Source organism: Sphingobium sp. BYY-5 (assembly GCF_022758885.1).
Lineage (GTDB): Bacteria > Pseudomonadota > Alphaproteobacteria > Sphingomonadales > Sphingomonadaceae > Sphingobium.
Window position 1 is genome coordinate 85,954 of the sequence record NZ_JALEBH010000002.1, and the last position, 20,997, is coordinate 106,950.

Below are 20,997 nucleotides of genomic sequence, written 5' to 3' on the forward strand. Positions count from 1 at the left end.
GTCACGTGCCGCTGCCCTGGAGCAGCGCCATGCGCAGGCACTGGCATACGATCTCGTCGCGCTGGTTGAGCAGGCGGTGGGTGAAGGTAACGATGCCCGCGCCGGGGCGGGATTTGCTGGGCTTGAGGTCGGTGACGTCCGTTTCGCAACGCAGCGTGTCGCCGATGAAGACGGGCTTGGGCATCACCAGCTTGTCATATCCCAGATTGGCGATCAGCGTGCCCAGCGTGGTGTCACCGACCGACAGGCCGATCATCAGCGCGAAGGTGAAGGTGCCGTTGACGAGGATCTGGCCGAACTCGCTGTTCTTCGCGAACTCGGCGTCGAGGTGCAAAGGCTGCGGATTATGGGTCATCGTGGTAAAAAGGAGGTTGTCCGTCTCCGTTACCGTGCGGCGGATATCGTGGGCGACGGTGTCGCCGATTTTCCACTGATCGAAATGCCGTCCCGCCATGGCGCTTTCCCTTAACTTCGCACATTTCCTGCAAATTTCGACATTTCATGTCAAATGTAGGAAATTATATTATAATCTTGATCGTCTGATGACAGTATAGCCCGGAGGGTAGCCTGTAGGACAGGCGCTAGTGGAGCGAATGCACTAGCGCCGATCGACATTCAGATTGAAGCAGAATCCTAAGCCTCATTTTCAATGTCATGCCGGATCAAGTCCGGCATGACGGCTTGGGAAGTGCCTAAAACTGTGAAGGTCGATCCGCACTAGTCAGCCTTCTCGATCTTCACCAGCAGCACGCCTTCGCTGACTTGCCCGCCCTCGGTAGCGTTGATGTCCGCGACGATGCCGTCGAAGGGCGCGACGAGGCTATGTTCCATCTTCATCGCTTCGAGCGTCAGCAGTTTCTGGCCCTTGGTCACGCTATCGCCCGCCGCCACTGAGACCGCGATGATGCGGCCGGGCATGGGCGAGAGGATCGCGCCGTCGGAGGCTGCGCCGGTGGCAGCTCCGTCATGGCGGTTGACGGCTATGACGAAACTCGCACCATTTTCGAAATAGGTGGTTCCACGTCCGTTGCTGACGCTGGTACGGGCATAGTCATTCCATATAGCCTTATCGCCAACCAGAATTTCGGCCTCGGCACCGTCAACCCGCAGACGCACGGCGCGGTTGGCTGGCGCATTCAGGCGAAAGCCGAAGCAGGTCTTGTTCAGCTCAAATTTTGGACTGCCCCACCGATCGGCCATATGGGCGCTGCTGAACGCAAGATCGTCTGCGACATATTGTAGCAGGGCGTTCGAGGGAACAGGCGTGGCGCACAAGCTGTCGATATGATCGCCGATGAAGGCCGTGGTCACATTGCCTTTCTCGAAGGCTGGTTCATCGAGCAGCCGACGAAGGAACCATGCATTCGTCTTGACCGGTTCACACTCAACCGCACCGCAGGCAATTTGCAGGTCAGCCAAGGCTTCGGATCGATCTTGTCCCCAACTGACGATCTTGGCGATCATCGGGTCATAAAAGGGCGAGATGACATCCCGTTCTTCAACCGCAGTTTCGATACGTTCGTTCGATGGCAATGCGAGATGATCAAGCTGTCCCGTCGATGGTAGGAAACCGGTCGCCGGATTTTCGGCGTAAAGGCGCGCTTCCATGGCCCAACCGTTGATCGACAGTTCATGCTGCTTCTTCGGCAGCGGTTCGCCCGACGCAACGCGCAACTGCCATTCGACCAGATCCTGACCGGTGATTTCCTCCGTTACTGGATGCTCGACCTGAAGCCTGGTATTCATTTCCATGAACCAGATGCGGTCAGCGCGCAGGCCATCGGAGCCGTCGGCGATGAACTCGATCGTGCCTGCGCCGACATAATCGACCGCCTGCGCCGCGCGCACCGCCGCCGTACAGATAGCCTCTCGCGTGGCTTCGTCCATGCCAGGCGCGGGCGCTTCCTCGATCACCTTCTGGTGCCGTCGCTGAAGCGAACAGTCGCGTTCGAACAGGTGGACGACATTGCCGTGGTTGTCGCCGAAAACCTGCACTTCGATATGGCGCGGGTTGGTGATCCATTTTTCCAGCAGGACAGCGTCGTTGCCGAAGCTGGAAGCGGCTTCCCGCCGGCAGGAGGTGAGGGCGTCGGCAAAGTCGGCGGGGCCGTCCACCTTGCGCATCCCCTTGCCGCCGCCGCCCGCCACCGCCTTGATGAGGACGGGATAGCCGATCACGTCGGCTTCGGCGGCGAGGCGCCCAGGCGACTGGTCTTCGCCCAGATAGCCCGGCGTGGTGGGAACGCCCGCTTGGCTCATCAGCTTCTTGGCGGCGTCTTTCAGGCCCATGGCGGTGATGCTGGACGGGTTCGGGCCGACCCAGATCAGCCCGGCGTCGATCACCGCCTGCGCGAACGCTGCATTTTCGCTGAGGAAGCCATAGCCGGGATGGATCGCCTGCGCGCCGGTCTGGTGCGCGGCGGCGATGATTTTTTCGCCGACCAGATAGGATTCGCGCGCGGGGGAGGGGCCGATATGCACGGCTTCATCGGCATCGCGGACATGAAGGGCGTCGGCATCGGCATCCGAATAGACGGCGACGGTGCGGACGCCCATCTTTCGCGCGGTGCGGATGATCCGGCAGGCGATCTCGCCGCGATTGGCGATGAGGAGGGAGGTGATCATCGCGGACGTCTCCTACCGTTAAGTCTCAATTCTGGCGAGATTTGTTCAATCCAATGGCGTTCTCGCTCGTTCAAGCGGCTTGGCTCAACATTTTCCAGAATTTCGAGATGGACTGTTCGACCGTCCATCACAGCTCGGTAAAGAGCGAGATGTACATATCGGAATCCGTTTCGATTTTGCGGCCGATAAGGGAGACTATCTCGCAACTTTTGAACATTTTTTGTATATTCTCGAAGAACACGCGAAGCCCTAGTGAAGCGCCCTACATAAAGGCCTTCGCCTTCAATGGTGAATCGGTAGATGCCGGGTCGAGAACATGATCCATTTGTTTCATCGGGCGCTGGCCAAAACATAATCACATCCTGAAAATGCCGAACTGCGCCCGGTCGTCGACCGGGGCGTTCAGCGCGGCGGCGAAGGCGAGGCCCAGCACGTCGCGGGTCTGGGCAGGGTCGATGACGCCGTCGTCCCACAGGCGGGCAGTGGCGTAATAGGGATTGCCCTCATCCTCATATTTCTGGCGGATCGGCGCCTTGAAGGCTTCGGCCTCCTCCGCCGTCCATTTCGCCGCGTCGCGATGGACGGTGGCAAGCACGCTCGCGGCCTGCTCGCCGCCCATCACGCTGATGCGGGCATTGGGCCAGGTGAAGAGGAAGCGCGGCTGATAGGCGCGCCCGCACATGCCGTAATTGCCGGCGCCGAAGCTGCCGCCGATCAGGACCGTCACCTTGGGCACCTGCGCCGTGGCGACGGCAGTGACGAGCTTGGCGCCGTTCTTGGCGATCCCTTCCGCTTCATATTTGCCGCCGACCATGAAGCCGGAAATATTCTGGAGGAAGAGCAAGGGGATGCGCCGCTGGCAGGCCAGTTCGATGAAATGCGCGCCTTTCAGCGCGCTTTCGCTGAAGAGGACGCCGTTATTCGCCAGGATCGCCACCGGCATCCCCCAGATATGGGCGAAGCCGCAAACCAGCGTGGCGCCGTAGAGCGGCTTGAACTCGTGAAGCTCGCTGCCGTCGACGAGGCGGGCGATGACTTCGCGCACGTCATAGGGCGCGCGGACATCGTTGGGGATGATGCCGTAGAGGTCGGCTGCGTTATAGCGGGGCGGGCGGGGATCGCGCAGGTTGAGGTCCGGCTTGCGGTCGGGCTGAAGCGTCGAGACGATGTCGCGCACGATGGTCAGCGCATGGTCGTCGCTTTCGGCGACATGATCGACCACGCCCGACTTGCGGCCATGCAGGTCGCCGCCGCCCAGCTCCTCCGCGCTGATGACTTCGCCCGTGGCCGCCTGCACCAGCGGCGGGCCGGCGAGGAAGATGGTGCCCTGGTTGCGGACGATCACCGTTTCGTCGGACATGGCCGGGACATAGGCGCCGCCCGCGGTGCAACTGCCCATGACGCAGGCTATCTGCGGGATGCCGCGCGCGGACAGGTTCGCCTGATTGTAGAAGATGCGGCCGAAATGGTCGCGATCGGGAAAGACCTCCGCCTGGTTGGGCAGGTTGGCGCCGCCGCTGTCGACCAGGTAGATGCAGGGAAGCCGATTTTCGAGCGCGATTTCCTGCGCGCGCAGATGTTTCTTGACGCTCAGCGGATAATAGGTGCCGCCCTTCACCGTCGCGTCGTTGCAGGCGATCATCACCTGCCGGCCGGAAACGCGGCCGATGCCGGCGATGATGCCGGCGCCGGGCACTTCGTCATGATACATGCCGTTTGCGGCGAGCTGACCGACTTCCAGGAAGGGCGAGCCGGGGTCGAGCAGCCGTTCCACGCGATCGCGGGGGAGCAATTTGCCGCGGGCGACATGCTTGTCGCGGGCGGCGGATGATCCGCCCTGCGCGGCGGCGGCGACTTTCGCGCGCAATTCCTCGGCCAGCGCGCAATTATGTACGGCATTGGCGCGGAAGTCTTCGCCGTCGGGGGCGAGTTTTGTGTCGAGGATTGGTGCGGTCATACCCCGATCAACTCCCGGCCGATGAGCATCCGGCGGATTTCGTTGGTGCCGGCGCCGATGTCCAGCAGCTTGGCGTCGCGCATATAGCGTTCGACCGGCCAGTCCTTCGTATAGCCCGCGCCGCCCAGTGCCTGCACCGCCTCCAGCGCGACCTTCATCGCATTTTCGCTGGCGAGCAGGATCACGCCGGCCGCGTCGAAGCGGGTCGTCCGGCCAGCGTCGCAGGCGCGGGCGACGGCATAGACATAGGCGCGCGCCGAATTGAGCGCGACATACATGTCGGCGATCTTGGCCTGCATCAACTGGAAGGCGCCGATCGGCCGGCCGAACTGCTGGCGTTCGCGGACATAGGGGAGGACGGTGTCGAGACAGGCTTGCATAATGCCGAGCTGAATGCCCGCAAGGACGGTGCGTTCATAGTCGAGACCGGACATCAGCACGGCCGCGCCGCCATTGAGCGCCCCCATGATATTCTCTTCCGGCACCGCGCAATCGTCGAAGATCAGTTCGGCGGTGGGGGAGCCGCGCATCCCGACCTTGTCGATTTTCTGACCGATCGAAAAGCCCTTCATGTCCTTTTCGATCAGGAAGGTGGTGATCCCCTTCGATGAGGGGGAATCACTTGGACCGGTCCTGGCGTAGACGACGAGCGTGTCGGCGTGCGTGGCGTTGGTGATCCAGAATTTCGTGCCGTTCAGGATGTAGCGGTCGCCCTTCTTCTCCGCCTTGAGCTTCATCGAGATCACGTCGGAGCCTGCGCCCGCTTCCGACATGGCGAGGCTGCCAACATGCTCGCCGGAGATGAGCCTGGGGAGATATTTCGCTTTCTGTTCGGCATTGCCCCAGCGGCGGATCTGATTGACGCAGAGGTTGGAGTGGGCGCCATAGCTGAGCCCGATCGAGGCGGAGGCGCGGGCGACTTCCTCCTGTGCGACGACATGTTCGAGATAGCCGAGGCCGAGGCCGCCAAATTCCTCCTCCACGGTGATGCCGTGCAGGCCGAGCGCGCCCATTTCGGGCCAGAGATCGCGAGGGAACCAGTCCTTCGCGTCGATTTCCGCCGCGAGCGGGGCGATCCGGTCTGCGGCGAAGCGGGCGGTGCTTTCCCGGATCATGTCCGCCATTTCGCCCAGCGCGAAGTCGAAATTGCTCATTGGCCTCTCCTTTCCCCAAGCGCTAGCGTAACCGTCGCTCGATTCAAAATTGAAATATTTTGAGGTCCGTTATAGATAATATCTATGATCGAGCGCTATCAGCTTCGCTATTTCCTGGCCGTGGTCGATCAGGGCAATTTTTCACGCGCGGCCGCCCATTGCAATGTCGCGCAGCCCACCCTGTCGGTCGGCATCGCCAAGCTGGAACGCGCATTGGGTGGCCCCTTGTTCCTTCGATCGGGCCATCGGGTCGAACTGACCCAGGCGGGATCGCGCCTGCTGGCCCATGCGCGGCGGATCGAGGGGGAGTTCAACCTCGCGCAGCAGGCGATGGCGGGCGCGGCGCAGGGACCGTTGACGCGCATGGGCGTGCTGAAGAGCCTGCCCGGCGCGACCATCGCAAGGATCGCGCGGGAAGCGCGCCGGATCGATCCGACGGCGCGGCTGGAACTGGTCGAGGGGACGGAGCGGGAATTGCTGGGCCATGTCGCGCGCGGGCGGGTCGATTGCGCGCTGACCCTGGTGGAGCGGGGGAGCGACCGCTTCCTGGAGGAGCCACTACGGCGGGAGGGTTATGCACTGGCGGTGCCGGTCGATCACCCGGCGGCAGGGCAGGCGTCGGTTGCGGCCGAGACGCTGAATGAGGATGTGATGATCGTGCGGCGCCATTGCGAGGCGCTGTCGGAAACCAGCCGCTTCTTCACCGAACGCGGCGTGCGGCCGCATTTTGCTTACCGATCGGTCAATGACGAGCGGGTGATGGAAATGGTCGCGGCGGGAGTGGGGATCACGTTGATGCCTGAAAGCTATCTGGCGCAGCATGTCGCGCGGCCGAAGCTGGCGGGGTTCGATCTCCAGCGAACGGTTGGCCTGGCCTATGCCGCAACGGCTGAGGCGCTGGCGGCATCGCCGCCCGCGATCGTGGCGGCGGCGCGCACGGTGATGGGCGAGGGCACCTGACGGTCGGTGCCGTTGAAAATCGGATGCCATGCACAAATGGAATGCATTTCGTCCCGATCCTGAAATTAGGGCGGATCGACATTTACCCTTTTATGTGATTCCTGCGCCGTCATGCCGGACCCTTCGACAGGCTCAGGCACGCTCGATCCGGTATCCAGAGTCGCAGGTACTGCCCTTTGTGGCCCTGGATGCCGGATCAAGCCCGGCATGACGTTGAAAATAGGGGTGAAGTTTCCGCCTCAACCTGAATGTCGATTGGCGCTAGAGCATCGAGCTTTAAATAAGAACCGTTCGGGGCTTCGACACGCTCAGGAGAGCTTGTCGAAGCCCCGCCCTTCTCTTCAAGAAAGAATGGCCCCCTTCGACTGCCTGCCAAGGCAGGCACTCAGGTTCAAACGAGGCACGTGACTCGTTTGAAGCTTCGACAAGCTCAGGGCGAACGGAGGTAAGGTGATCTCGATTTAACGCAGCGTGCTCTAATGGCGGACCATTTTGCGACGAATCAAAAGTCGATGAAGCGATTCGCATGGAAAACTCTCCAATCTGCATCGCTCGGGCGATGGCGGGTGAGATTGACGCTACGGAAAGCGTTGCATTCTGTCATGGATGCAGTTTTTGCAATCGCGAGAAGGTTTTTCGCAATTGCAGCAGAATGTCGTTCAAGTCAGAAGGAACGTGCCTTTCAGGCATCCTCTCCTAAAACTTTCGCGGGCTGGTCTTCGGATCGGTCCGTTTTTTTTATGGCCGCATATCAAGGTGCAAGACAGCGCACCAAATCCTGGGCGGAATGGCAATGTATCAGCATTGCCAATGGGAGAAGGAAATCAGCGCCGGTGCGCTGCGTCATCATTCTGCTTATGGCGCGCCAGCGGGCAGATCAATTGATTGAGGCGCAATTCATCCTGCACGCCGGACGCAAAGGCCCGGCAAAGCCAATCCAGACACCGCGCCAAAAACAGCATGGTCCTCTCCATCTTCTTATGCGTCAATTATAGCATAAGCGTTATCGGAGAGAAGAGGCGGGCATGAAATGATACGGTGGAGTACGGCTTTGCGCCGGTTACTATGCCCTGTTGCCGATTATTACACCAAGATAGGTTGATGAGAATTCATGTAGACGAGGGCGGATCGACATTCACAGTTTTAGGCGCTTTCCAAGCTGTCATGCCGGATCAAGTCCGGCATGACGTTGAAAATGAGGTTGAGGCTTCTGCTTTGACCTGAATGTCGATCGGTCCTAGTTCCCTGGCCTTCGGCCTACGGCCGAAGTTTATCCTGAGCGCCTGCTGCAAGCAGCCAGTCGAAGGGCCGGGGAACAGCAACCGGTCGATCTTGATGGGTCATTCTCTACGCAGCTTGATATTGCCCTGCCAGTCTTGCCAATTTTTGCCAATCCTCTAACGTCTGGGGGATGAGCACGATGAACATCTCGCTGCCCGAAACGCTCAAGACCTTCGTTGATGAGCAGGTGGCCGGGCGCGGCTATAGCACCAGCAGTGAATATGTCCGTGCCCTGATCCGTAAGGACCGGGATCGGGAGGCGCTGCGCGCAATGCTGATCGAGGGCGCGGCCAGTGTGCCGGGCGAACCGGTGGATCGGCGCTATTTCGACGCATTGCGCGATCGTATCGCCGCTACAGGGTGAGCGGCAAGCCCGTCGTGCCGCGCGCCCGCGCGCAGGCCGACATTTCACTGATTGTCGATCATTATCTGCAGGACGCGGGGGCCGACGTTGCTCTGCGTTTCGTCGATGCGCTGGAGGCAAACTATGCCGCCCTGTCTTCGCGACCGGGCGCCGGATCGCCGCGCTACGCCCATGAACTGGACCTGCCGGGTCTGCGCAGCCGAAGCATCAGTCGCTTTCCCTATCTGATTTTCTATGTCGAGCAGCCGGATCATATCGACGTCTGGCGCATCCTCCGCGCCCGGCGCGATATTGCCGGCTGGCTCGGCGAGACGTGAATCCTACTGGTCCGCGCCGATGACGCGGTAGAGGAGGATATGATTGCTGACCAGGGCCAGGTCGGTCGCGATCGCCGACTGGCGCGCGCTGTAGAGCGTCCGCTGGCTGGTCAGGGCGGTGAGGAAGGGGTCGATGCCCGCGCGATAGCGCTGTTCGGCAAGGTCATAGGCCCGGCCGCTCGCCGTCACCAGTCGTTGCTGCGCTGCCTGTTGCGCGTCGATCGTCCCATCCCGTGCCAGCCCGTCCGCCACTTCCCGGAAAGCGGTCTGGATCGCCTTTTCATATTGGGCGAGATAGAGGTCGCGCTGCGCCTTGCTATATTCAAGGTTGCCGCGGTTCGCGCCGCCGAAGATCGGCAGGCTGGCCGAGGGGCCGACGGACCAGGCGAAGGCGTCGCCCTTGAACAGGGAGGATAGCGCCGAACTGGCGAGGCCGATGGCCGAGGTCAGGCTGATCCGGGGGAACATCGCCGCGCGGGCCGCGCCGATGTCGGCATTGGCGGCCTTGAGCTGATGTTCGGCCTGAAGGACATCCGGCCGCTGGAGCAGGATGTCGGACGAAAGGCCGGCCGGCACCCTGGCGACGCCCGCGATCAGGCTGTCCAGCGAGGCGGGGAGCAGCGCCTCTTCAACCGGGCTACCTGCAAGCAGGTCTAGCGCATTACGATCCTGCGCGACCTGAGTGATGTTGGCGGCTACGTCGGACGCGGCTTGTTCCACCGCGGTTTCGGCCTGATGCACGTCGAGTTTGCCGGCAAGTCCCGCGGCGTTGAGCGACCGGGTGAGGTCAAGCGTGCGCTGCGTGCTCGCTTGCGTCTGGCGGGAAAGGGCGAGCAGTTCCTGGTCCGCGGCCAGCGTCGCATAGGCGGTCGCGGTCTCGGCGATCAGGGTGATGCGGGTCGCGCGCGCGCCTTCTTCGGTCGCGAGATAGGATTGGAGGGCCGATTCCGTCAGGTTGCGCAAACGGCCGAACAGGTCGATCTCGAACGCGCTGAACCCCAGGTCGGCGCTGTAGCTGTTTTGGCGACTGTCGTTCTGCCGCGCGAAACTGGCCGAGGTGTCGGCGGTGAGGGTCGGCAGTTGGGTCGCCCGCTGGACGCGATACTGGGCGCGCGCCGACTGGACGTTGGCGAGCGCGACGCGCAGATCGCGATTGTTTGTCAGCGCCCGTTCGATCACCGTTTTGAGCTTCGCGTCCTGCACCAGCCGCGTCCAGGGCAAGCCGGCCTGCACGGCCGCTTGCGGTGCATAGGCCTCGCCCGTCGGCAGGATCGCGGGCACTGGCGGGGCCGGGCGCTCATAGTGGGGCGCCAGGTTGCAGCCGGCGAGCAGGAGCGCGGCGCTTAGCGAAAGAGGCGCGCGCATTATGCGGGGACTCCAGTGTCGGACGTAGTGGCGGGTGGCGCGGCTTTGGGCTTGTCGCTGCCGAAGAGGCGGGCGATGGTGAGGAAGAAGAGCGGCACGAAGAAAATGGCGAGGATCGTCGCGGTGGTCATGCCGCCGATTACCGCCGTGCCGATGGCGACGCGGCTCTGCGCGCCCGCGCCGGTCGCGATGGCGAGCGGAATGACGCCGGCGATGAAGGCAAGGCTGGTCATCAGGATCGGACGAAAGCGTAGCCGGGCCGCCTCCAGCGCGGCATCCCAGGCGTTGCGGCCCTCATGATGCGCCAGTTCGGCGAACTCGACGATCAGGATCGCATTCTTGGCGGCGAGGCCCATGGTGGTTAGCAACCCGACCTGGAAGAAGATATTATTCTCCAGCCCACGCGCCGACACTGCGATCACCGCACCGATCAGGCCGAGCGGGATCACCAGCAGCACCGCCAGCGGGATCGACCAGCTTTCATAAAGAGCCGCGAGGCAGAGGAACACCACCAGCACGGAAAGGCCGTAGAGCAGGGGCGCCTGTCCGCCCGAAAGCTGTTCCTGATAGGACAGGCCGCTCCAGGCATAGCTGGTGCCGGTGGGGAGCTGCTTTTGCAGTTCGACCATCCGGTCCATCGCTTCGCCCGAGCTGGCGCCGTCACCTGCCTGACCCTGAATTTCGAAGGAAGAGAGGCCGTTGAAACGCGACACGCTGCTTGGCCCCATGGTCCAGTGGGTGGAGGCGAAGGCGGAGAAGGGCACCATCTCGCCGGTGCTGCTCGACCGCACCATCCAGTTGTCGAGATCGCTGGGCAGGGCGCGATAGGGGGCATCGGCCTGCATGAAGACGCGCTTCACGCGGCCACGGTCGACGAAATCGTTGATATAGCTGCTGCCCCAGGCGGAACTCAGCACATCGTCGACATCGGCCTGGGTCAGGCCCAGCACGGCGAGCTTTTCGGTATCGATATCGACCTTGAGCTGAGGCGTGTCTTCGAGCGAGGCGGCCCGCACGCCGGCCAGCGTGGGATCTTTCTGCGCGGCGGCGAGCAACTGGTTCCGCAGGTCCAGGAAGCGTTCGCGACTGAGGCCGCCGCTGTTGAGCAGTTCGAAGGTGAAGCCGTTGGACTGGCCCAGACCGCGAATGGCGGGTGGGGTCATCGCCAGCACTTTCGCGTCCCGGATAGCGGTAAGCTGCTTGGTCGCGCGGCCGGCGATGGCGCCTGCGGTGTTGGCGGCACCCTTGCGATCCTTCCAGTCGGCAAGGTTGATGAAGCCCTGGCCGACATTTTCGCCCTGCCCCTGGAAACTGAACCCGGTCATGATGAAGGCGAAGGCGACATTGTCCTTCTCATCGTTCAGAAAATAACTCTGCACCCGGTCGATCGCGGCGTTGGTGCGGCTGGACTTTGCGCCGGCGGGGAGCGTTACCTGCACCATCACCTGGCCCTGATCCTCGACCGGCAGGAAGCTGGAAGGCAGGCGTACGAAGAGCAGCACCAGCAAGGCCAGCACGACGACATAGAGGCCCCAGAACAGCTTGCGCCGGCCCATCACTGCTTCGGTGCGGCGGATATAGCCGCCGGTCATCCGCTCGAACCAGCGGTTGAATTTGCCGGCCCAACCCTTGTGCCGTTTTTCCTCGTCCGTTGCCTTGAGCAGCGTGGCACAGAGCGCGGGGGAAAGGATCAGCGCGACCAGCACCGACAGCAGCATGGAGGAGACGATGGTGATCGAGAATTGCCGATAGATGACGCCGGTCGATCCGCCGAAAAAGGCCATGGGCAGCAGCACGGCGGAAAGGACGAGGGCGATGCCGACCAGTGCGCTGCCAATTTCCGCCATCGACTTGATCGTGGCGTCGCGGGGGGAAAGCCCTTCCTCTACCATGATGCGTTCGACATTCTCCACGACGACGATCGCGTCGTCGACCAGCAGGCCGATCGACAGGACCATGCCGAACAGCGTGAGTGTGTTGATCGAATAGCCGAAGAGGGCAAGAATGCCGAAAGTGCCGAGCAACACCACGGGCACGGCGATGGCGGGGACCAGAGTGGCGCGCCAGCTCTGGAGGAAGACGAACATCACTACGACGACCAGGCAGACGGCTTCGATCAGCGTCTGGATGACTTCTTCGACCGACAGTTTGATGAAGGGCGTGGTGTCGCGCGGATAGGCGATCTTGTAGCCGTGCGGCAGGTTGCTCGACAGTTCAGCGACCCTGGCCTTTACCAGTTCGGCGGTCTTGAGCGCATCGGCGCCCGGCGATAGCTGTAGCGCCATGCCCGATGCGGGATGGCCGTTGAGCCGTGCCGAAGTGGTGTAGCTTTCGTTGCCCAGTTCGACCCGCGCGACGTCGGACAGGTGGACGATCGATCCGTCGCTCTGCGTCTTGACGACGATCTTGCGGAACTGGTCGGGGGTCTGGAGGCGCGCGCGCGCCGTCACCGTGGCGTTGATCTGCTGCCCGACAGGCGCGGGATCGGCGCCGATCTGGCCGGCCGACACTTCGATATTCTGCGCCCTGATCGCGCTTTCCACGTCCGACGGCATCAGCTTGACCGCCGCGAGCTTGTAGGGATCAAGCCAGACGCGCATCGCATATTGCGACCCGAAAATCTGGGTCGCGCCGATGCCGTCGATACGCGCGATCGAATCCTGGAAATTATTGACCAGATAGTCGGAGATGTCCGCCTGGGTCGCGCTGTCATTCTCATCATAAAGGCCGACCAGCATCAGGAAGTCGGTCTGCTGCTTGGTGACGGTCAGGCCTTGCTGCTGCACCGGGTTGGGCAGGCGGCTGAGCGCCTGTTGCACGCGGTTCTGCACCTGCACCTGCGCGGTGTCGGGATCGGTGCCCTTTTCGAAGGTGACGGTGATGCGCGACTGCCCCGTCGCGGTGGACGAGGAGGAGAAATACATCAGGCCGTCGATACCGGTAAGCTGCTGTTCGATGACCTGGGTAACGCTGGTTTCGACGGTTTCGGCCGAAGCGCCCGGATAGGTGGCGTTGATGCCGACGCCGGGAGGCGCGATGTCCGGATATTGGGCGATCGGCAGCGACAGCATCGCGCCCAGGCCCGCCAGCATGATGCCGATGGCGATGACCCAGGCGAAGATCGGCCGGTCGATGAAATAGCGGCTCAGCAAGGGAAAGCTCCTACTTCGCCGCCGCGACGGCGACGGGCTTCACCACATCGTCGGGCTGCACCTTGTCGGTGCCTTCGACGATCAGCCGGTCGCCGGCCTTCAGCCCCGTGGTGATGAGCCATTTGTCCCCGATCGCCTGGGCGGCGGTAACAGTGCGGCGTTCGACCTTGTTCGCCTTGTTCACGACCAGGGCGGTGGCGTTGCCCTTGGGGTCACGGGCGATGCCCTGTTGCGGGGCAAGGATGGCGCCGGGCACGACCGATTGCGGCGCAACGACGCGGACGAACATGCCGGGCAGCAACATCCCGTCGGGATTGGGGAAGCGGGCGCGCAAGGTCACGGTGCCGCTGTTCACGTCGACGATCGGTTCGGCAAATTCGATGCGGCCTTCCAGTGGATAGTCCGTGCCGTCGTCCAGCTTCAGGCGGATGGTGGCGCTGGCCGGGAGCGTCCTGCCTGCCGCGAGCGAGCGCCGCAGGGCGAGCAGTTGCGTGCTCGACTGGGTCACATCGACATAGATGGGGTCGAGCTGCTGGATAGTGGTTAGCGGGCTGGTCTGGCTGGCTGTGACCAGCGCGCCAGGGGTGAAGAGGGTGCGCCCGATCCGTCCGCTGATCGGCGCGCGGACAAGGGTGAATTCCAGGTTGACGTTGCTGGTCTGCAAAGTGGCGCGGGCCTGCTGCACGGCCGCCTTGGCCTGGCGCGCGGTGGCGGTCACATCGTCGCGGTCCTGCGCGCTGACAGCCTCTGTCTCCCCAAGGGTGCGATAGCGCTGCGCCCTGGCCTGCGCGGCCACGGCCGTCGCCTCCGCACTGGCGAGCGTGGCCAGGGCTTCGTCGCGCGAGGCGCGGTAGAGGCGCTGGTCGATCTGGTAAAGCGGCTGACCGACGTTGACCATCGACCCTTCGGTGAAGAGGCGCTTCTGGATGAGGCCTGCCACCTGGGGCCGCACCTCTGACACCATGGTCGATACGGTGCGGCCGGGCAGTTCGCTCGCGACCGTCACATTCTGGGTGGTGAGCGTCACCACGCCGACTTCTGCCGGTCCTCTTTTAGGAGCCTTGTCCTGACCACATGCGGCAAGCAGTGCGAGCAGGACAATCGGTGCGACCCGAAGGCTGTGAAGAGGGGCAGAAGTCGGCATGGGATCGGCGTCAGTCCTTGATGTCAACATTACGGGCCCCTGCGACGCCACCCGAAGCGGAAAGGGGATGGATCGCGCGCACGGGAGGGAGGGGGAGGGGATGTGCGCGGCCGATCCGGCCTGTCCAATCGGGTTTTCCGGCCATGATGGCTGGAAGGGTCATCGCAAGGGCTCCGCTTTGTGTCGGCGGAGGGAAGCCGACACGGTCCTCATCGATAGTTTGCCCGTCACATCATAGAGGCACTTGTTTTCCGATTGGTTCGGCCAGTTGCGACGCACCCAATGTTGGTATCGCTTTGTATCAGCCTGTATCGACGGCGAAGGAGCGCAGACTTTTGGCGAACGGCGCGCTAGGGAGGAAACATGGTGGATTCTTCCCTTACCCGGCCCGCCACGGTGCTGGTGGTCGATGATGATGCGGATATTCGCGAACTCATCGTTGGCCAGTTGCGGCAGGAAAATTACCGGTTGCTGTCGGCGTCCAATCTGGCCGAACTGCGTCAGACGCTGCGCGAGCAGCCGGTCGACCTGATCGTGCTGGACCTCAACCTGCCCGATGGCGACGGCCTGTCGTTGTGCCGTGAGTTGCGGGCCGAAGGATCGGACGTGCAGATCATCATGGTGACGGCCCGTGGCAGTGCAATCGACCGGGTGCTGGGGCTGGAACTGGGTGCGGACGACTATCTGACCAAGCCGTTCGAGCCGCGCGAGTTGTTGGTGCGCATTCGTAACCTGCTGCGGCGCACGCGCAGCGAACCGGCGCCGCGCAACGGAACGATGCGCTACGCGCATTTCGGGCCGTGGCGGCTGGACCTGCAGCAGCGCCGGCTGGTCGCGCCCGACGAACGACTGGTGATGCTGTCGTCCGCCGAGTTTCGCTTGCTCAGCCGCTTCGTCGAGGAACCGAATGTCGTGCTGGCGCGCGAGACGCTGTTGCCTGAACGGCGGGCTACGGCGGCTTTCGACCGGTCGATCGATCTGCAGGTAAGCCGGCTGCGCCAGAAGCTGGCCGCCGTCGCGGGCGGAGACGAATTGATCCTGACCGTGCGCGGCGAAGGCTATGTGCTGGCGAGCGGGGTCGATTATTCATGATGCCGTGGGTGCAGCGGGCGCGCGCTTTTTTCGGCACGATGGCGGGGCAGATTTTCCTGATCCTGACCATCGGCATGTCGGTGGCGGCGATCATCGCGCTGCTGGTGGCCGAACAGGCGCGCCATCATGATTTTGAGCGCGTGCGACGGCAGCGCGTGGTGGCGAGCGCGGTCGATATCGCCGCGCGGTTGCGACGCGATCCGGCGCGGGTCGAGGCGATGATGGCGGCGCACAACATCGTCGGCGCCTATCCCGCGCCCGAAGGTGTCGCGCTCGGTGAACCGGACACCGATCTTGGAGCCGCATTGCGAGACCGGTTCGGACCGCAGTCGCAACCGGAAGCGGGACAAGTTCCGATGGGCCTGTGCTTTCCGCCCAGCGACCGGAAGGACCGAGCAGCGGGCCTGATCGACGCGCCGCGGCCGGACTGCTGGGTCGTGCGCTTCACCGACATTCGCGGTCAGCGGCGCGCGATGGCGCTTACCTTTCCGCGCATCGCCAAGCCGGCCAGCACCATTTTCAATCCACTCTACCTGCTGGTCATCATCGTCGCTTCGGCGGGACTGGCGATATTGGTTGCACGGATTGTGTCCCAGCCGCTGCGGCGGCTGGAACGGGCGGCGGAGGCATTTTCGTTGTCGCTCGACCCGGAGGAGATTCCGGCGACCGGACCGGAGGAAGTGCGGGCCGCCTTGTCTACCTTCAACCTGATGCAGCGCCGCGCCCGCGCCGGCTTTGCGGAGCGTACGCAACTGCTGGCGGCGATCAGCCATGACCTCCAGACGCCGCTGACCCGGATGCGGCTGCGGCTGGAACTGGTGGAGAATGTCGAATTGCGCGAGCGGCTGCTGGCCGATCATCAGGCTATGCAGACGCTGGTGCGTGAAGGGCTGGACCTTGCCAGCAGCACGGAATCGCGGGAGGAATGGTCGGTCGTCGATGTCGACTCGCTGCTCGCCAGCATGGCCGAGGACGCGCAGGATTTGGGCGCGCCGGTGCGTTTTTCGGGGGGATGCGGCGGATCGGTGCGGGTGAAGCCCAATGCGCTTACACGCTGCATTGCCAATTTGGTCGACAATGCCGTCAAATATGGCGGCAGCGCGGAGATTAGTTGCGCGCGGGCGGGCGGCAGGCTGCTGGTCCATGTGCGCGACCATGGTCCCGGTATCGCCGCTGACCAGATCGACCAGATGTTCGAGCCTTTCACCCGTGGCCAGAGCGGTCAGCCCGGCGGGCGCTACGGCACCGGCATCGGGCTGACCATCGCGCGTGCGCTGGCGATGAGTTTCGAGGCGTCCGTGCGGCTGCGCAATGCGGAGGATGGTGGCGTCATCGCCACTATCGACATGAAGGAATAAGGGTCAGGTGCGAAGGACCAGACCAGCCAGGATGAGCAGCGCGGCGGCGGCCAGCCCCGGCCGTAGCCAGGCGGGACGGTAGGTGAGGCCCAGCATCACCACACCGCCGACGAGCGGCAGCAGGCCGCACCAACTGACAAGGCCCACGCCGCCCTTCCACACTGGCGCGATGCTGAGCAGGGACAGGGCGAGCAGGCACCAGCCAAGCGGCGCCAGCAGCGGTGCGATGGCGGGTCGGTGCCATGGCCCGGCCAGCACCCGGCGGTGGCGATCCATGGCCGCAGCCAGCGCGAACAGGCCGAGATAGAGAAGACCGGCAGACGCGATCATGCCGGCACCGCCCGACGTCGCGCAGGCGCAGGCGCGCGCTTCCGCTGCAACTGGCGCAGGATGATCGGCAGCAGAGCCAGCGCCATGCCCAGCAGCAGCAGATTGATGGTCGCCATCAGCACGCCGCTCGCCCAGATCGGCCCCAGCAACGCCGCCGACAGGCAGGTGATGGCGAGCGCGCCGAGCAATGTCGGCCAGCCGATCGCGGGTGGCAGGGCCAGGCCGACCAGCACCGCCGCGCCGGTAGACCAGAGTGCGGTCGATACTTCCGCTTCGGCGCGGGCGGCAAGGCCGAGCGGCAGCAGCCGGTTGGCAAGCAGGAAGGCGACAGCGCCGATCGGCACCCCGGTCAGCACGCCGACATTCAGTCGTTCGAGGATGCGGTTGCCGATCGAAAGCGGCGCGCGTTCGCGTCGCTTGACGACCCATAATATCATCCCCGTCGCGATCGTCAGGGTCAGCATCGTTCCGCCCAGGAAATAGAGCCAACGGGTGAGCGAGGGAGCAAAGCGGGCCATGTGGAGGCCATAGACAGTCTGGTAGGTGCGAATGCCCGGTCGCGCCTCGATCCAGGTCTTGAGCGGTTTTCCGGTTGCGCCGTCGAAGCTGATCTCGCGGGGCATAAAGCCGATGGCGTCCGCGTCCGACGGGTAGACGGCGACGACGGCCGCCTTGTTGCCGGGATTGAAGACATAAACGCGGCTGATCGGCGTGCTGCCGAAATAGCGCTGCGCCTGTGCGAGCATTGGCGCAATGGGAGCGAGTGGCGCTTTTTCCCCCGTCGCGGGGCGTGTGACCGATCCCGGCGTCAGGTCGGAATAGAGCGTCGCCATATCCTCGCCATAGGCCGACACCATGCCCCAGGGCAGGTTGAGCGACGCGAGCGTCAGCAGCCCGGTGAAGGTAATCATGATGTGAAAGGGTATGGCCAGCACGCCCAGCGCATTGTGGCCGTCGAGCCAGCTTCGTTGTCCCTTGGATGGACGGAAGGTGAAAATGTCCTTGAAGATGCGCTTGTGCGCGATGACGCCGGTGACGAGCGCGACCAGCATCATCATCGCCGCGAGCGAGGCGATGAGCCGACCCCAGGGATAGGGCAGCTCCAGCTCGAAATGCAGGCGGTAGAAAAATTCGCCGCCTAGCGTTTCGCGCGCGACCGGTGCGCCGGTCAGCGGGTCGAGCGCCTGGGTGCGATACGCGCCGCGGCCGTCATAGCTTGCCTCCACCGTATTGGCGCGGCCGTCGGGCGCGGTGAGATACCAGCCGGTCGAACCCTGGGTATTATGCTCCAGCCAGCGGGTGGCGGCCAGGATCGCATCGGCGGGCGAAGCGGTCGCCACCGTTTCGGGACGCATCCAGCGACCGATTTCCGGCTTGAACACGGTCAACGTGCCGGTGAGGCACATGATGAAGAGGATATGGCCCAGCAATAGCCCGGTCCAGCCGTGGAGCCAGGCCATGCATTGGCGCACGCCGTCACGCACCGCGCTCATGCGGGCGGCCCCGCAAGCCAAGTGAGCAACGCCAGCAGCGTCGCGGCCAGCGCCACGCCTGCCAATGCACGCCATGGGCCACGCGCCAGGAAGGCCCAGATCGTTACGGCCGGCATGACCAGATAGGCGATCATCGTGCCGCTCGTCACCGCTTCCGCCCGGCTCATCGGCAAAGTGCGTGCGAGCATGGCGGCGACCAGCGCGGCCACGAGATAGGCGCCGATAGTCCCGGCCAGGATGCGCAGCGTCACATTGACGCGATAGCGCCAACCGCCCTGCCGCCGCTTCACCCCGGCCGTCATGCCATCAATACTCCACGCTGAGCGTCGCCAGCACGTTGCGCGGCGGCGCATAATAGGCCTGCCCCCACATCAGGCTGTTGAGATAGCGGGTGTTGGTGACGTTGCGGACATTGACGCTGGCCCGGACATGATCGACGACGCGGATGCCGGCCATCAGGTCGAGCACGGCATAGCTTTTCTGCCGGACAGTGCCGACATCGACAGCCGTGTGGATTGCGTTCTGCCAGCGCAGTTGAGCGCCCAGCTTCAGGTCGTTGAGCTGCGGCACCATATAGGTGCTGGACAGTTTCAGCGTCTGGGTCGGCAGCCAAGTGCGCGTGTCGTTGCCGTCCGGATCTTCGATGTCGAGCCAGGTATAGCCGCCGCTCAGCGACCAGTTTTCCGTGATGTGCCCCGCAATCTCCAACTCAAACCCCTTGGAGGTGGTGTCGACTCCGCGATAATAGCTGTCGCCCGCCCGTCCCGCGCCATCCGCATCGAATATGCCGGCATATTCGGCAAGCCCTTTTTGCTTGGCGCGGAAGATGGCGGCGGTGGCGTAGAGTTTTCCATCCAGCCATTCGCTCTTCACGCCCGCCTCGATGCCGGTGCCCTTGGCGGGATCGAGCCGGACATTGTTCGCATTGACCTGGGTCTGCGGATTATAGATGTCGGTATAGCTGGCGTAGAGCGAGATATGGGATGTCAGGTCCGCGACCAAGCCGAGATAGGGGCTGATCTTGCTGTCCTTGCGGTAAAGGTCGCTGCCGTAGGAATCGCCGGTGGACTTGAGCCACATCGCGCTGGCACCCACCACCGCCTTGAGATTGTCGGCCAGGTTGACGTGCGCCGCGCCATAGGCGCGCGTCAGCTTGTCGGTGCTGTACCCGGCCCGATAAGGGGCGGTGAAGCTGGGTTCGGCAATCGATCCCTGATCCCATTGATCGACGGAAGGATAGACGATGACGGCGGACGACGATCCCGCCCATTCCTCTCCGTCGCGCTTGGCGGTGGACAGGCCGAAGGACAGGCTATGTTCCCGGCCGAACAGGGTGACAGGGCCGGATGCATAGAAATCGCCCAGATATTGCTTATAATCGGAGGGATAAACCCCGGCCATCCCATAGACGCCCTGGCCGGTTTCCCGATCGGGCGCGCCATAGGCGTAGAGCAGCTTGGACTGTTGTTCGAGGCGCTTGTAGGTGAAGACGCCCTTCACTGACCAGCCATTGGTGAAGGCATAGGCCAGTTCGGCAAAGGCGGTGGTGTCGGTCGTATCCCAATAGGTCCAGTCGGCCGAGGTGGAGGCCGAGCGCGGATAGGGAACGCGCGTGCCGTCGGTATAGAGCAGTGGCAGCGCCCCCCACAGCACGCCGTCGCTGTTGTTTTCCTGGCGGCTGTAGCCGGCTGTCGCGGTAAGCTGCGGCGTCACCTTCCAGCTCACGATGCCGCTCATCACGTCGCGATTATTGCGGTTATAATCGAGATGGGAGTCGCGCTCCTGATGGGCGTAGGTGACGCGCGCGGCCACCGTGTCGGTGATCGGCACCGATATATCGGCTTCCGTGCGCCAGAGATCCCAGGAGCCGAGCTGGACGGACCCCTTTGCCTGGAAATGGTCGAGCGGCCGCTTGCGCACATAGTTGATCGTCGCGGACGGATTGCCGACGCCGGTCAGCAGCGCGTTGGCGCCACGGATCGTCTCGACATTCTCGAACAGGGTGGTGTCCAGATCGCCGAACTGGATGCCCCAGACCAGCGGCAGGCCGATGCCGTCGAGCTGAAAGTTGGTGATGTCGAAACCACGCGAATTGAAATAGGTGCGATCGGTTTCGACCCGTTCGACATTGATGCCCACCGCCTGCGCAAGCAGGTCATTGACGTTGGTGAGCGCGAAATCATCGATCCGCGCGCGGTCGATGATGCTGACCGACTGGGGCGTTTCGCGCAGGGTCAGGGAGAGGCCGGTGGTGGATGCAACGGTCTGGTTGGTGATGCCCGTGATGATGATGCTGGAATCGTCCACCGGGGCATCGTCGGCGAGCGGCGCCGCCAACGCCTGGCCGGTCGGAAGAATGGCGACGGCACCTGTTAGCAACAGACGGCGCAAATGGTGGCGCATGT

The 20,997-nt window shown here is 63.4% G+C and carries 17 protein-coding genes; 6 read left to right on the forward strand and 11 right to left on the reverse strand.

What is annotated here, in order from left to right; all coding sequences use genetic code 11:
- Window position 1 precedes the first annotated feature (1 nt).
- The 4 genes from MOK15_RS16735 to MOK15_RS16750 form a co-directional block, all read right to left on the reverse strand.
- Window positions 2–454, reverse strand: a complete 453-nt coding sequence (locus MOK15_RS16735; RefSeq protein WP_242932861.1) for a MaoC family dehydratase — start codon at window positions 452–454, stop codon at window positions 2–4.
- Between the two features lie 263 nt (window positions 455–717).
- Window positions 718–2,625, reverse strand: a complete 1,908-nt coding sequence (locus MOK15_RS16740) for an acetyl/propionyl/methylcrotonyl-CoA carboxylase subunit alpha (protein ID WP_242932862.1) — start codon at window positions 2,623–2,625, stop codon at window positions 718–720.
- A 355-nt stretch (window positions 2,626–2,980) separates the two neighbouring features.
- Entirely contained in the window at window positions 2,981–4,582 is a 1,602-nt protein-coding gene (locus tag MOK15_RS16745) for a carboxyl transferase domain-containing protein (RefSeq protein ID WP_242932863.1), read from the reverse strand.
- A complete protein-coding gene (locus MOK15_RS16750; RefSeq protein WP_242932864.1) occupies window positions 4,579–5,736 on the reverse strand; it encodes an isovaleryl-CoA dehydrogenase in 1,158 nt (385 codons plus the stop codon). The genes MOK15_RS16745 and MOK15_RS16750 overlap by 4 nt, the downstream gene beginning before the upstream one ends.
- A gap of 84 nt (window positions 5,737–5,820) precedes the next feature.
- On the opposite strand from MOK15_RS16750, the gene MOK15_RS16755 reads away from it, so the two are divergent.
- The 4 genes from MOK15_RS16755 (at window position 5,821) to MOK15_RS16770 (ending at window position 8,658) form a co-directional block, all read left to right on the forward strand.
- Window positions 5,821–6,696 (forward strand): LysR family transcriptional regulator, encoded by an 876-nt coding sequence (locus MOK15_RS16755; protein ID WP_242932865.1) that lies wholly within the window; start codon window positions 5,821–5,823, stop codon window positions 6,694–6,696.
- 602 nt (window positions 6,697–7,298) lie between these two features.
- Entirely contained in the window at window positions 7,299–7,691 is a 393-nt protein-coding gene (locus MOK15_RS16760) for a hypothetical protein (RefSeq protein WP_242932866.1), read from the forward strand.
- A 416-nt stretch (window positions 7,692–8,107) separates the two neighbouring features.
- Window positions 8,108–8,341: a type II toxin-antitoxin system ParD family antitoxin gene (locus tag MOK15_RS16765; protein WP_242932867.1), complete on the forward strand. Its 234-nt coding sequence runs from the start codon at window positions 8,108–8,110 to the stop codon at window positions 8,339–8,341.
- Window positions 8,338–8,658: a type II toxin-antitoxin system RelE/ParE family toxin gene (locus MOK15_RS16770; protein ID WP_242932868.1), complete on the forward strand. Its 321-nt coding sequence runs from the start codon at window positions 8,338–8,340 to the stop codon at window positions 8,656–8,658. The genes MOK15_RS16765 and MOK15_RS16770 overlap by 4 nt, the downstream gene beginning before the upstream one ends.
- Before the next feature lie 3 nt (window positions 8,659–8,661).
- Here the strand turns inward: MOK15_RS16770 and MOK15_RS16775 are convergent, their stop codons facing one another.
- The 3 genes from MOK15_RS16775 to MOK15_RS16785 are packed head-to-tail and all read right to left on the reverse strand — an operon-like array spanning window position 8,662 to window position 14,319.
- Window positions 8,662–10,023 (reverse strand): efflux transporter outer membrane subunit, encoded by a 1,362-nt coding sequence (locus MOK15_RS16775; protein ID WP_242932869.1) that lies wholly within the window; start codon window positions 10,021–10,023, stop codon window positions 8,662–8,664.
- Window positions 10,023–13,175 (reverse strand): efflux RND transporter permease subunit, encoded by a 3,153-nt coding sequence (locus tag MOK15_RS16780; RefSeq protein ID WP_278254313.1) that lies wholly within the window; start codon window positions 13,173–13,175, stop codon window positions 10,023–10,025. Before MOK15_RS16780 ends, MOK15_RS16775 begins: the two co-directional genes overlap by 1 nt.
- Before the next feature lie 10 nt (window positions 13,176–13,185).
- Entirely contained in the window at window positions 13,186–14,319 is a 1,134-nt protein-coding gene (locus tag MOK15_RS16785) for an efflux RND transporter periplasmic adaptor subunit (RefSeq protein ID WP_242932870.1), read from the reverse strand.
- A 363-nt stretch (window positions 14,320–14,682) separates the two neighbouring features.
- Between MOK15_RS16785 and MOK15_RS16790 the strand changes: the two genes are divergently transcribed.
- Window positions 14,683–15,411: a response regulator transcription factor gene (locus MOK15_RS16790; protein WP_242932871.1), complete on the forward strand. Its 729-nt coding sequence runs from the start codon at window positions 14,683–14,685 to the stop codon at window positions 15,409–15,411.
- Window positions 15,408–16,769 (forward strand): ATP-binding protein, encoded by a 1,362-nt coding sequence (locus MOK15_RS16795; protein ID WP_242932872.1) that lies wholly within the window; start codon window positions 15,408–15,410, stop codon window positions 16,767–16,769. Before MOK15_RS16790 ends, MOK15_RS16795 begins: the two co-directional genes overlap by 4 nt.
- 3 nt (window positions 16,770–16,772) lie before the next feature.
- Here MOK15_RS16795 and MOK15_RS16800 read toward each other — a convergent pair whose 3' ends face one another.
- From MOK15_RS16800 to MOK15_RS16815, 4 genes are read right to left on the reverse strand one after another with little or no spacing between them, the layout of a single operon-like run.
- Window positions 16,773–17,099 carry a DUF3325 domain-containing protein gene (locus MOK15_RS16800; RefSeq protein ID WP_242932873.1) on the reverse strand — a complete coding sequence of 109 codons (327 nt, stop codon included), beginning with the start codon at window positions 17,097–17,099 and terminating at the stop codon, window positions 16,773–16,775.
- On the reverse strand, window positions 17,096–18,592 hold the full coding sequence (locus MOK15_RS16805; RefSeq protein WP_242932874.1) for a PepSY-associated TM helix domain-containing protein: 1,497 nt from the start codon (window positions 18,590–18,592) through the stop codon (window positions 17,096–17,098). The genes MOK15_RS16800 and MOK15_RS16805 overlap by 4 nt, the downstream gene beginning before the upstream one ends.
- Entirely contained in the window at window positions 18,589–18,894 is a 306-nt protein-coding gene (locus tag MOK15_RS16810; RefSeq protein WP_242932875.1) for a ketohydroxyglutarate aldolase, read from the reverse strand. The genes MOK15_RS16805 and MOK15_RS16810 overlap by 4 nt, the downstream gene beginning before the upstream one ends.
- A 4-nt stretch (window positions 18,895–18,898) precedes the next feature.
- Entirely contained in the window at window positions 18,899–20,995 is a 2,097-nt protein-coding gene (locus MOK15_RS16815) for a TonB-dependent siderophore receptor (RefSeq protein WP_242932876.1), read from the reverse strand.
- Between the last annotated feature and the right edge of the window lie 2 nt (window positions 20,996–20,997).